General features: G+C 64.3%; 11 protein-coding genes. 1 reads left to right on the forward strand and 10 read right to left on the reverse strand.

Going from position 1 to position 12,714, the window contains the following annotated elements; genetic code table 11:
* Positions 1-580: 580 nt before the first annotated feature.
* The 4 genes from QQL24_RS19320 to QQL24_RS19335 form a co-directional block, all read right to left on the reverse strand.
* Complete coding sequence (locus QQL24_RS19320) at positions 581-1,291, reverse strand: ribonuclease activity regulator RraA (protein ID WP_284313934.1); 711 nt, start codon at positions 1,289-1,291, stop codon at positions 581-583.
* 185 nt (positions 1,292-1,476) lie between these two features.
* Complete coding sequence (locus QQL24_RS19325) at positions 1,477-3,183, reverse strand: glycerol-3-phosphate dehydrogenase/oxidase (RefSeq protein ID WP_284313990.1); 1,707 nt, start codon at positions 3,181-3,183, stop codon at positions 1,477-1,479.
* A gap of 8 nt (positions 3,184-3,191) precedes the next feature.
* Positions 3,192-3,968, reverse strand: a complete 777-nt coding sequence (locus tag QQL24_RS19330) for a DeoR/GlpR family DNA-binding transcription regulator (protein ID WP_284313935.1) — start codon at positions 3,966-3,968, stop codon at positions 3,192-3,194.
* Positions 3,965-5,485 (reverse strand): FGGY-family carbohydrate kinase, encoded by a 1,521-nt coding sequence (locus QQL24_RS19335; protein ID WP_284313936.1) that lies wholly within the window; start codon positions 5,483-5,485, stop codon positions 3,965-3,967. The genes QQL24_RS19330 and QQL24_RS19335 overlap by 4 nt, the downstream gene beginning before the upstream one ends.
* Positions 5,486-5,862: 377 nt before the next feature.
* On the opposite strand from QQL24_RS19335, the gene QQL24_RS19340 reads away from it, so the two are divergent.
* A complete protein-coding gene (locus tag QQL24_RS19340; protein ID WP_284313991.1) occupies positions 5,863-6,135 on the forward strand; it encodes a GIY-YIG nuclease family protein in 273 nt (90 codons plus the stop codon).
* Positions 6,136-6,347: 212 nt separating this feature from the next.
* On the opposite strand, the gene QQL24_RS19345 is transcribed toward QQL24_RS19340, so the two are convergent.
* The 6 genes from QQL24_RS19345 to derI all read right to left on the reverse strand — a co-directional run bounded on the left by QQL24_RS19345 (position 6,348) and on the right by derI (position 12,674).
* The gene (locus QQL24_RS19345) at positions 6,348-7,205 is read right to left on the reverse strand and encodes a DeoR/GlpR family DNA-binding transcription regulator (RefSeq protein WP_431310718.1); all 858 of its coding nucleotides are present in this window, start codon (positions 7,203-7,205) and stop codon (positions 6,348-6,350) included.
* Positions 7,206-7,365: 160 nt separating this feature from the next.
* A complete protein-coding gene (locus tag QQL24_RS19350; protein ID WP_284313937.1) occupies positions 7,366-8,313 on the reverse strand; it encodes a D-ribose ABC transporter substrate-binding protein in 948 nt (315 codons plus the stop codon).
* A gap of 71 nt (positions 8,314-8,384) precedes the next feature.
* A complete protein-coding gene (locus QQL24_RS19355) occupies positions 8,385-9,476 on the reverse strand; it encodes an ABC transporter permease (protein ID WP_284313938.1) in 1,092 nt (363 codons plus the stop codon).
* A 22-nt stretch (positions 9,477-9,498) separates the two neighbouring features.
* Positions 9,499-11,040, reverse strand: a complete 1,542-nt coding sequence (locus QQL24_RS19360; RefSeq protein ID WP_284313939.1) for a sugar ABC transporter ATP-binding protein — start codon at positions 11,038-11,040, stop codon at positions 9,499-9,501.
* Positions 11,037-11,693 (reverse strand): DUF2291 family protein, encoded by a 657-nt coding sequence (locus QQL24_RS19365; protein WP_284313940.1) that lies wholly within the window; start codon positions 11,691-11,693, stop codon positions 11,037-11,039. Before QQL24_RS19365 ends, QQL24_RS19360 begins: the two co-directional genes overlap by 4 nt.
* 528 nt (positions 11,694-12,221) lie before the next feature.
* Positions 12,222-12,674, reverse strand: a complete 453-nt coding sequence (derI, locus tag QQL24_RS19370; protein WP_284313941.1) for a D-erythrulose-4-phosphate isomerase — start codon at positions 12,672-12,674, stop codon at positions 12,222-12,224.
* Positions 12,675-12,714 lie beyond the last annotated feature (40 nt).

Consider the following 12,714-nt stretch of genomic DNA (forward strand, 5'->3'; position numbering starts at 1 on the left):
CTTCCATCACCACCAGTTCGGCACCATGCTTTCGGCAAAACTCCGCCAGACACCCAACTCCCTCCCCATCATTGGAAAAACGCTGGCTGAACACCTCATTCCCAACAGCCACATTGGCATCCAGCCAGGGCTTCGAAACATCCACTCCACAAATAATCCGTGCCACGGTAACCTGCCTTGTTCGTACGATTGAAATCCAGCGACTGTTCGGTCGTGCGTGACAACGGCGAAGATCCCAGGCTCACCTTCGGTTGTATCCTGAGGGGCTACGGGCGACTTCGCCGCGCCCAAGGACCGATGGCCATCGGTCCTTGGGCTCGTCGCTTCTATCGTGCATCAAATCATTCCTGCAGATACAAGGGGCTGCGCAGGCTTGTGAGATCGATGTTTCGAAGGACAAAAGTCGTGGAAACTATGAAGTGCGGACTTCAGTTACTTCCTTGGCGTGAGATCAAGAATCGATTTCTGCTGACGTTGCGCTGCCCCTCACCTTTATCCTCTCCCCGTAAGAACGGGGCGAGGGGGCGCAATCGGCTCGCTTTGTTCTCGATTGTCTCATCTCGCCCGACCGTATTCCACATCAAGCCTCGCCATCCTCCTTCGCCTGCTCATACCGCGCCTTGGTCTCGGCGTTCATCGGGTAGAGTCCCGGCAGGGCAGCCCCCGCCTCCACCTGCTTCATGATCCAGGCTTCCGCCCGCTCCTGCTCCGGCGCCTCCGCCAGCACTTCGCCGAGGAAGGCCGCCGGGATCACCACGGCGCCGTCATCGTCGGTCACCACCACATCGTCCGGGAACACGGCGACGCCGCCGCAGCCGATCGGCTGCTGCCAGCCGACGAAGGTGAGGCCGGCCACCGACGGCGGGGCGGCAACGCCGTTGCACCAGACGGGCAGCCCTGTCTGCAGCACACCGGCGGCATCGCGCACCACGCCGTCGGTGATGAGTGCGGCGACGCCGCGCTTCTGCATGCGCCCGCACAGGATGTCGCCGAAGATGCCGGCATCCTCTATGCCCATGGCATCGACCACGGCGACAACGCCCTCCGGCATTGCCTCGATGGCGGCGCGGGTCGAGGTGGGCGAGGCCCAACTCGCGGGCGTGGCGAGGTCCTCACGTGCCGGCACGAAGCGCAGGGTGAAGGCCGGCCCGACGATGCGTGGCTGTCCGGCGCGGAGCGGCTTGGTGCCGCGCATCCAGACATTGCGCAGGCCCTTCTTGAGCAGGACCGTGGTCAGGGTCGCGGTGGAAATCCCGGACAGGGTTTCGATCTGGGCTGGATCAAGCGGCATGGGGGACCTCGAATTGCGATGGGGTTGGAAGTATCGCGCCCTCCGTTCGGTTGGCGACAGCTTTCTTTGGAGTGGCGGTCTCCGACCGCCATCTGCCTTTCCTGCAAGTGCCGCGGTTCCAAAATGGCGGTCGGAGACCGCCACTCCGTGTTTGGTACGCCTCCCCAGGCTATGGGTGCGCGTCTCTACGCAATCTTTAGCAGGTTCCGCTCGCTCAGTTGGCTGACGACGCTCTCCACCTCAGTGGTGATACGCTCCACCCCCCAGCCCAGCACCTCGCCGGCCACGCGGGCGATGACTTCGAGGTCATGCCGGGTGAGCGAGCCGGTGATGGCGAGCGCCGTGCGCCGCATCACGATGTCGGCGAGATGCCCGACATGCTCTTTGCCGGCTATGTACTCGATCTCCGCGAGGCTGTAGGAGCTGGCCTGCAGCGTCTCCTCGCCTCGACTACTGGCGGCGCAATGGAGGGCGACCGGCAGGGCGGTGGTACCGTAGCGGGCAAACAGGGTTTCCAGGCGCTCGCGTGGCAGGCCGGATGCTCCAACCGCCTTGCCGAGCCAGTCGGCGCGGGCGGCGGCATCGGACGGGTAATCCCTGCCGCCGCCGATCGCCAGCGTCCTGGTGCTGACCTTGCGGCTCCTGCCGAGGCGCTTGAGCACGCTGTCGGCGACCTCCTCGGCAAAGCCGCGAAAGGTCGTCCACTTGCCACCGACGAGCGAGATGATCGGGAAGGGGCGCGTCCCCTCCGGTTCCAGCACCGGCGCGGAATGGTCGCGGCTGATCAGGCCCGGCACCGCGGCATTCGAGGCCGGCAGCGGCCGGATGCCGGCATAGGCATAGACGATCTGGGAGTGATCGAACTGCAGACCCGGCAGCAGCGAGCGCAGGCTGGCGATGAGATAGTCGATCTCCGCCTGGTCGGCTTTCACCGTGTCGGGATTGTCGGCGGGAATGTCGGTGGAGCCGACAAGGGCGAGGCCGAGATAATCGTAGACCAGGCAGATGCGCCCGTCATCGGCCTCGAAATAGATCATCTGCCCCTTGAGCGCCTTGATGAGCTCGTCGTGCCTGAGCAGGATATGCGAGCCCTTGGTGCCGCCAATCATCCTGGAGGGCGTGCCGAGGGCCGTGTTCACATGGTCGATCCAGGGCCCGGCGGCATTGACCACCAGCTTCGGCCGCAGTGAGAAGGGCGCACCACCCGACTGCGGCTTGAAGGTGAGCGTGCCGTCCGCCGAGGAAACGAGATCGGTGTAGTTGAGCGCCGCCGAGCCGGGATTGGCTGCCATTCCATCGGCGACGAGTTCGTAGACCAGGCGCTCGGGCAGGCTGACCTTGGCGTCGTAATAGGTGCCCGTCGCTACGATCGAGGGGGTGAGCGCCGGCATTTCGCTCAGCGCCGTGCGCCGGCCGACCATGCGGTGGCGCGGCATCACGCGGTTGCGCGAGCCGTAATAGTCGTAGATCGCCAGGCCCGCCTTGATCAGCAGAGCGCCGCGACTGCGGGGGGCGCTCTTGGAGCCGAACAGCGTACGCAGCGCCGCGCCGATGCCCTTGGTCCAGGAGAAGATCGGGATGACCGTCGGCAGCGGCGTGACGCAATGCGGCGCGTTCCGGAGCAGGAGATTGCGCTCCAATGTGGACTGCGCCACCAGGCCGAACTCGCCGGTTTCGAGATATTTCAGCCCGCCATGGATCAGGCGCGAGGGCGCGGCGCTGGTGCCGGAGCCGAAATCGCCCTTGTCGACAAGCATGCAGTTGACGCCCTGGGCGCTGAGGTCGCGGAAGAGGCTGGCGCCGTTGATGCCGGCGCCGAGGATGACGACGTCGATGGCGCCCGATTGCGCCAGTGTCGCTGCGTGTTCCGCTACACTGGGACCGTCCTTCATCGTCTCGCTCATGCTGTCACCGTCTTGACGATCTGAAGCCGCACGCCGGCTTCCTGAAGCTGGTCGGCGATCGCCGCGGGAAGGCCGTCGGTGACCAGCACGGCGTCGAAGGCGCTGAGGTCGGCGAGGGCGTGCAGGGCGATCTTGTCGAACTTGGCGGCCTCCAGCAGCAGGATCCGCTTTGCGCAGGCCCGCATCATCGCCTGCTTCACCCGCACGACATGCTGATCCTGGATATAGGCCGCGCCGCCGGAAACGGCCGAGGCCGAGCAGATCAGCAGGTTGGCCCGGAGCCCGGCGATGGCGTTCTCGCAGAGCAGGCCGATATAGGCATTGTAGGTCGGGTGATACTGGCCGCCGAGGCAGATGAAATCGACGTCCCCAGCTTCCATCAGCACAGCGCCGGCATGGACCGAGTTGGTGATCACGGTCAGCGGCTTGACCTCGGCCAGGAGCGGCGCGGTCGATCCGGCAGTGGAGGAGTCATCGAGCATGACGACTTGTCCGGCCTCGACATGAGCGAGGGCGGCTCGGGCCAGCGCCTCCTTTTCCGCCCGCCCGATGCCCTGGCGATAGCGGAAGCTGCTCTCATAGACGCCTGAGGGCAGCACTGTGACCATGCCATGGAGCTTGCGGATGATGCCCTGCTGCGCCAACAGGTCGACATGCCGGTGGATGGTCATGCGCGACACGCCGAAATGGCTGACCAGATCCTCGATGCGGACTTGGCCGTGGCGCATCACATAGTCGGCGATGTCCTGGCGCCGATCCTCTGTCTTGCTCATGCCTGATACCCCAGGCTTTCGAGCCTGGCCCAATGCGGCTTGAGGGCTTCGGCGATGCCGGCATAGATGGCGTAACGCTCGTCATAAAGCCTGCTGCGAGCCGGATCAGGTTCGAAGACATGGGCCTTGGCGACCATGGCTCGGGCGCCTTCCTGGGGCGAGGAAAACAGGCCGACTGCCGCACCCGCACAGAGCGCCGCACCGAAGGCCGCCGCCTCGTCGACGTCGGCGACGGTCACCGGCAGGTTCAGCGCGTCGGCGAACATCTGGGCGAAGGCGGCGTTGCGCGACACGCCGCCGGTGAGGCGGACCTCCCGGCAGGCAAAGCCCTGGCGGAGCGCCTCGACATGGTAGCGGTGGTTGAACACGATGCCTTCGAGCACGGCCTTCAGCATGTCGCCGCGATCGTGCCAGCCGTGAAGGCCGACAAAGCTGGCGCTGGCGAGATTGCCGAAGGGCGAGCCGAACAGATAGGGATGGAACAGGAGGGTCGAAGGCCGCTTCAGGGCTGCGTCGATCTCTGGTCCGAGCCGGGCGTGGATGGAGGCGCCAACGGAGGAGGCCTCGGCCTGGTCGCCGCGGCAGAGCGTATCGAGGAACCAGTCGTAATTGGCGGCCGAGGCCGGCGAGATCGACATGTTGTTCCAGCGCCCGGGCGCGATGGCATTGCGGCAGAACCAGCGCCCATCGAGCTTGGGCGCCGGCGAGACCACCTCATTGATCGAATAGGTGCCGGCGACGATGCTGACGACATCGTCCTCATGCCCGCTGATGCCGAGCGCCGAGGCGGTGACGTCATGCAGCCCGCTGGCGACTGGCGTGCCCTTGGCAAGCCCGGTCAGTTCGGCGGCCTTGGCCGTCACCTCCCCGACGATCTCGGCGGAATGGCTGATTTGCGGTAGCGCTGGTGCCAGCGCCTCGAGGCCGTAGAGGCGTAGCGCCTCGGGCGAATAGTCCTGGCTGTGGACATTGGTGAAGGAGGTGCTCGCCTCTGTCCTGTCGGTGCCGACCGTGCCGGTGAGGCAGAAGCGCAGCCAATCCTTGCAGGCGAGGACATAAGCGATCTTCGCGTAACGTTCGGGCTGGTTCTCCTTGAACCAGGCCAGCAGGGCCGAGGGTGCCGAGACATGCGGCATCTGCCCGGTCTCGGCGAGCGCCTGCTCGAACAGACCCTCCTTCTCCCATCTGTCGATCACCGCCCCGGCGCGGCTGTCGAGCGAGAGGATGCCGGGCGCGAGCGGCCGGCGCTCGGCATCGAGGAGGTAGACGCCGTCGCCATGCGCCGTCGCCGCCACGGCCTTGATATCCTCGGCCGGCCTGCCGCTGAGGGCGATGGCCTCGCGGATTGCCTCCGCCGTCGCCCGCCACAGGCCCGCCATGTCGCGCTCGACGAAGCGCGGCGCCGGCATCGACTGCGGCACACGCCGGCGCGCCACCGAAAGCTGGCTGCCATCCGCATCGAAGATCACCGCCTTGGTCACCGTGAGGCCGTTGTCGATACCGAGCAGGCTGGGCATGGCCAACGCTTCCCTGTCATGGGTGGGACATGAGAGAAATGAACATAAAATAATGGGAATGTCACGAAATTAAGTGTTACGAATATGATGTTGTAACATTCTTGGCAACGCGAGAGTGTGCGGCGAGGCCTGGGAGGGCACCACCACCGTCATTCCGGCTGAAGCGAAGCGGAACGCCGGAATCCATGAACACAGGGGCTGAGGAAAGAGGCGACGTGGGGAGCGTGTATCCGGCAATGGCAATGTTCATGGATTCCGGCTCTTCGGCCGGAATGACGAAGCGGCAAGGGTATGCTCTATTGAGACCGACTTGGCGTTGAATTCCAGGTCCGAACTCCAGGTGCTTGAACGTGGATGGACGTCGTTCCTGGGTTTACATGCTCGCCAGCCGCAAGCATGGCACGCTCTATCTCGGCGTCACCAGCGATCTCACCAAACGTGTCTGGCAGCACAAGAACAAGCACTACAAAGGCTTTACCTCCAAATATAACGTCATCCGCCTTGTCTGGTACGAGGAATACGACGAGATCGGCATGGCGATTTATCGTGAGAAGCAACTGAAGAAATGGCATCGGGATTGGAAGATCGAACTGATCGAAAGGGAGAATCCCGATTGGAGTGATCTCTATGAGGGTGTCGTGGGGTCATAAGAACGCCGCCGTCATTCCGGCTGGAGCGAAGCGGAACGCCGGAATCCAAGAACATTGACGCTGCAGGATAAGCGATCGCCTCTCCCGTCAACGCCTGTGTTCATGGATTCCGGCGTTCCGCTTCGCTCCAGCCGGAATGACGTCCTGGCTCGTCCTGTAGACATCGAGCCTGTCGCTGAGGGTGGTGACAGCAGAAGACTGCCACTCCACCCCTACGCCCCCTCCACACCCTTCGTCGGGGCTACCACGACGTTGATGCCCTTGGCTCGCATGCGGTCGAGATGCACGGCCGGGGTGCCGTCGTCGACGATGACGATGTCGAAATTGGTCAGCGGGCCGAAGCCGTGCAAGGCGCGGCGGTCGAACTTGGTGTGGTCGGCGAGCAGGATGCGCGTGGAGGCCGAATCGAACATTGCGCGCTTGGTGTCCACCATCTCCAGGAACTGGTGGAAGACGATGTCGTCGGTGATGGCGGACATCGACATGAACAGCGTATCGGCGCGCAGATAGGACGTCTCGTGCGAGGTCATGCGCCCCATGAAGGCGTTGCACCAGTTGTAATACTGGCCACCGAGCCCGAGCAAAGTGAGGTCGCGCATGCCCTTGAGCTCGTTCATCAGGGTCAGCGAGTTGGTGATCACCGTCAGCGGCACCTTGGCGGGGAAATAGTGAGCCATCTGCAGGACGGTGGTGGAATCATCGAGGAAGATCGCCTGCCCCGGCTCGACGAAGCGCATGGCGGCGAGCGCGATCGCCTTCTTCTCCGCCAGCTGCCGGCTGAAGCGATAGACATCGCTCGATTCGATCAGGCTGGTCGGCGCGGCAGAGGCGATGCCGCGCGTCTTGCGCAGGATGCCGCGGCTAACCAGTTCGTCGAGGTCACGATGCACCGTCATCAGGCTGATGCCGAAGCGTTCCGCAAGGTCCTCGATGCGCATCGACCCTTCGGCCATCACTGCCTCGGTAATCGACTGCCGCCGCGCGACTTGGCGCGCCAGACGGGAATCACCCTGCACGGGCTCCTGCCCCAGGGGGGCGTCGCTCTGATCGTCGTCTTCGAGGGTGTTCATCTTGCCTGCACCATAATCGCTTGGACGGATAACACGTCCATGATCGAGATCGCAAAGGGCTGGAAAGGCAGGGCTGGGTTTACACCCGACAATCGCGCCAGGCCTCTATGGTGGAAGCCGGGGGGCGGGGGAGCGCTTAGCACGCTCCCCCTTCATCCTATCAGTTCGACAGCGTGAAGGCTGCCGAATACTTGTCGATGTTGTCCTTGTTGATGACGACGCAATCGAAGAGCTGCTTCTCCGCGGCGGCGCCGGTCTTGCCGGTCTTGATGAAGGAATCGGCCTGCTCGACCGCCTTCTGCGAGAACACCGCCACCGGCTGAAGCACGGTGTATTGCAGCTCGCCCGCCTTGATGGCGGCCACAGCGTCGGGCGAACCGTCGAAGCCGCCGACCTTGATGCTGGAGAGCTTGCCAGCTTCCTTGAGCGCGGCGATCGCCCCGAGGGCCATCTCGTCATTGCCGCTGATCACGCCGACGATGTTCGGGTTGGCCTGCAGCATGGTCTGCATCTTGTCGTGACCCTGGGTGCGGTCCCAGTTGGCGACCTGCGAAGCGGCCTTGTTCAGGTCGGAATACTGGCTGAGCACGGTCTCGTAGCCATTCGAACGCGTGGCCGCGTTGTTGTCCGAGGGAGCGCCGAGCAACTCGGCATAATTGCCCTTTTCGCCGACGAGCTTCACCCATTCCTGCGCGCCGAGGGCAGCGCCCTGGGCGTTGTTGGAGACGAGCTGGCCCTTGGCGAGGCCTTCCTGGTTGATCTCGGCATTGACCAGGAACACCGGGATATTGGCGGCCACGGCCTTCTTGACGGCGCCGATCGAGCCCGAAGCGTTGGCCGGGTCGAGGATGATGGCGACGGACTTGTTGGTGATGGCGGTGTCGATCAAATTGCTCTCGACATTGGTGTCGGCCTTGTGGGCGGCGACATTTGCGTCATAGCCGAGCTTCTTGGCCGTGGCAGCCGCGACATTGCCCTCGGTCAGCCAGTACGGGTTGGCCGGATCGTTGACGATGATGGAGATCAGGCCACCGGCCCAGGCGCTGGAGGCGCTGAGGGTCAGGGCGAAGGCGGCGGCGGCCATCAGGAACTTGGACTTGCTCGTCATTGGGACATTTCCTTCTAGGGTGATTATTCGGGGTTGCTACGCTCGTCTTCTCTCAAGGGATGAATTGCCGATTACCCCCCTTGTTTGGGAGAAGTGGTTGGGCCGCCGGTGGCCGGGCGCTTGACGCGGCGGCGATACTGGATGGCATTGAGCAGCACCGCGAGCACGATGACCGCGCCGGTGAAGACCGTCTGCCAGTAGGACGAGATGCCGATGATGACGAGGCCATCGGAGAGGAAGCCGATGACGAAGGCGCCGAGCAGCGTGCCGCGGATATTACCGCGCCCGCCGGTGAGCGCCGCGCCGCCGATGACCACGGCCGCGATGGCGGTGAGCTCATAGCTGGTGCCGGCGGTCGGGCCTGCCGAAGTGAGCTGGGAGGAGAGGATGAGGCCGCCGATCGCCGCACAGATGCCCGAGAGCATGTAGACGGTGACCTGCACCATCTTGACCGGCACGCCTGAGAGCTCGGCGGCGCGCTCATTGCCGCCCGAGGCGTAGAGCCAGCGGCCGAAGGGCGAGCGGTTGAGCACGAGACTGACGAGGACGGCGATGACGCAGAGCACGATCACGCCGATCGGCACGCCGGCGAGGCGGTTGAAGCCGAGCCAGTCGAAGCCGGTATTGCCCAGTTCCGGCTTGCCGCCGAGATTGTTGTAGGTGAGGCCGTTGGTCATCAGCAGCGCAAAGCCGCGCACCACATACATCACGCCGAGGGTGGCGACGAAGGCGGGCACCTTGAAGCGGGCTATCAGCACGCCGTTGACGAGGCCGACCAGCGCGCCGAGCACGCAGCACAACACCGCGACCACCCACACCGGCGGATAGAGGATGACGCCGAACCATTGCAGCGTGACTCCCTGCATCAGGAAGCCCGCCACCACGCCGGAGAGGCCCAAGGTCGAACCGACCGAGAGGTCGATGCCGCCATTGAGGATGACCAGGAGCATGCCGACCGCCAGGATGCCAAAGATGGCGACGTGCTGGGCCATCGTCAGGAAGTTGGCGATGGTGAAGTAGTAGGGCGACAGGAAGGAGAACACGACGATGATCGCGATCAGCGCGAAGAAGGCGCGCCCTTCGAGCAGCAGGCGGCCGATGTCGAATCCCTCGGCGACGGAGGCCGTGCTGCTGGATTTGAGAGAGGGACCGACTTGGGTCATGGTCAGGCTCCGTTCTTCTTGATCAACCGACGACCACGGCTTCGCCCGAGGCGGCCATGATCTGCTCCTTGGTCACGTCGGACCCGAATTCGGCGGATATCTTGCCGCGGCGCATCACGATGATGCGGTGCGCGATGCTGAGGCACTCGGCGACCTCCGAGGTGGAAAACACCACGGCGAGGCCTTGGGTGGCACGTTCGGCGAGGATGCGGAACACCTCGGCCTTGGCGCCGATGTCGATGCCGCGGCTCGGCTCGTCCAGCAGGATCACATGGGGGTGGGTGGCCAGGATCTTGCCAATCACCACCTTCTGCTGGTTGCCGCCGGAGAGTGAGCCGATGGCCGCCTCCCCGCCTGTCGTCTTGATGTGGGTGTCGCGGATCGACTGGCTGATCAAGGCGTGCTCGCGTGGCGACGAGAGAAGGAGGCCGCGCACGAAATTGCCGATGCTGGCGAGCGAGAGGTTCGAACCCACCGTCATCGTCTGCACCAGGCCATCGCGCTGGCGATCCTCCGGCACCAAGGCGAGGCCGAGCTCGATGCGGTCGGCGATGCTGAAATCTGAGACGTCCCGGCCTTCCAGGAAGATGCTGCCGCCGGTCCTCGGCATGCGCCCGGCGACGCATTCGAGCATTTCGGTGCGGCCGGCGCCCATCAGCCCGTAGATGCAGACGATTTCGCCGGCCTTCACGTCGAGCGACAGGCCGTCCACCACCGAGCCGGAGCCCGAGGCGTCGGCCACCGAGAGGTCGCGGATCGAAAGGGCGGTCTCACCGAAGGCATAGCCGGTGGGCGCCGAGCCCAGGTCGAAATTCTCGCCGACCATGTTGCGCACGATCCATTCGAGATCGATGTCCTTGCGCGGGGCGGCGGCGGTGATGGCGCCGTCGCGCAGGACAACGGCGAAATCGGTGATCTGCAGCGCTTCCTCGAGATGATGGGAGATGTAGACGATCGAGACGCCGCGCCGCTTGAGGTCGTGGATCACCTTGAACAGGATCTCGACCTCGCTGGCGCTCAGCGCCGAGGTCGGCTCGTCCATGATCAGGATGCGCGAGTTCACCGAGAGGGCACGGGCGATCTCGACGATCTGCTGCTGCCCGAGGCGCAGTTCCTCCACCCGCTGCAGCGGATCGATATCCTCGGCCAGCTCCTTCATCAGGGCGCGGACCTGGCGCGCTTCCTCGGCGAAATCGACGCCGGTCGGCGTCACGATCTCGCGCCCCATGAAGATGTTGTCGCGCACGCTCAGATTGGGGGCGAGGCTCAGCTCCTGGTGGATGATCGAGATGCCGCGGTCGCGCGCGTCGGTCGAGGAGGCGAAGGAGACGACCTCGCCATCGAGCTCGATCTGGCCCGAGGTCGGCGAGACGACCCCGGAGAGGATCTTCATCAGCGTCGACTTGCCAGCGCCATTCTCGCCGAACAAGGTAGTGACCTTGCCGCGATGAATATCGAAGTTCACCCCCTTGAGGGCATGGGTGCTGCCATAGATCTTGGCAACGTTGCGTGCGGCGAGCACGGTCTCGCCGCCACCCGCGAGCTGTTCGGCCACGGCGCTCATTGGACCTCCAGCCTGACCGGCGTGACGAGCCAGCTCTTGGGATTGATGAGCTGGAAGACGCCGACGACCGAAAGCGTCTTGCCGGTGAGGTTGGAGTTGTCGATCTTCGACAGGACCTGCTTCTTCATCTCCCTGTTCAGGGCGGAGCCGGCGTTCTGGTATTCGATCTGGTTGGTGAACTGGCCGAAGGCAATCGTGCCCGTGGCATCGCGGATATCCGTGCCGTTGATCGCCGGACCCGTCTGCACGCGGATCAGCACCTCGGAGGGCACGCCCGGCACCGTAACGCTGTAGATGCCGGATTTGCCCTGACCGGCGACGCCGGTGAACTTGACCGAGATCTCCGGCCCGATGCTGCCGGGCACGCCATATTTCTTGCCGGCCTCGTCCTTGTTGGCGGCGACCGCGGTGGCGAAGGCGTCTGCCGCGACGGCCTTGTCGGCGACGGCTGCCTGGATCTTCGGGAACTGCGCGGTGCCGAAGGCATCCGGCGAGAACACATCGGCCTGCACGTCGGCCGCCGAACCGATGACGACGACCTTGGTGCTTGCAGCCATCGCAGCGATGAGAACCAGGGCAGCGACGCCGGCCAGCGCCCAGCGCAGGCCCGGCCTGCGGCGTGGTTTCAGGGGTGTGCTTGCGGAAACGCTCATGGGAGAATCCCCTGTGCTGGGCAGCCGCGGGGCGGCTGGAGGGAAGCGGAAGCGCTGCCGGCCGGCGGCGAAGAGATGAAAAAAGCTGCAACCATCGCGCTTGTGTGAGAGATCACACCCATTTTCGCGTTAGATATCTCATAGTTGCGATAGAAACTGCGTGACGGATAAAGGCGGCCAAAGTCACGGGCGAGCGACCTGCGCGCTGTCTTCGGGCTGGAAAGCGTCTGGCGGAGGTCTGGCGAATGGCACACGGAGAATCGAGCGAAAACGGCGCCGATCTGGCACATTCCGGCGGTATAAGAGCCCGTGAAGCGTAGGCGTGCCTGCCCCAACGACATCTGTCCGGTATGAGACCTTGCCTGTTTATGCGTATCCGCCGTCATCCTCGTGGTTTCCCGGTCCCTGAGATCGGCTGCGATATAGTTATGTTATGAGGCAGCCAGAATGCGCGATAATTATAATAGACTACGAGTGCCATGCCTGCAATTCCGCCGAAAGGCGATCGGTGTCCCGCCTGCCGGACGCTCAGCCGTGATATTTCGCGTCGAGGCCGTTGATGGCCGCGACATTCGAGGCACTGCGGCCTTTCTCGTCGAAGGTCTGGGCCAGGTAGGCCTCGGCGATCGACTTGGCGAGCTCCGGCCCGATCACCCGCGAGCCCATGGTGATGATCTGGGCGTTGTTGGAGAGCGCGGCGCGCTCGGCCGAATAGGTGTCGTGGCAGTGCGCGGCGCGGATGCCGGGCACCTTGTTGGCGGAGATGCAGACGCCGATGCCGGTGCCGCAGACCAGGATCGCCCGGTCATACTCGCCCTTCAGCACGCCCGAGGCGACGCGGTCGGACAGGTCGGCATAGAGTTCGGTGGCGTCATCGGGCGCCTTGGAGAGCTCGGTGACCTCGAAGCGGCCCTTGAGATGCTCGGCCAGGATATGGGCGAGGCCGTCTCCGGCGCTGTCTCCGGCAATTGCGAGTTTCATGATACGCCCCTTTCACGAAGAGATGAGTTGTACCTAACGT

This window comes from Labrys miyagiensis, assembly GCF_030160835.1.
Lineage (GTDB): Bacteria > Pseudomonadota > Alphaproteobacteria > Rhizobiales > Labraceae > Labrys > Labrys miyagiensis.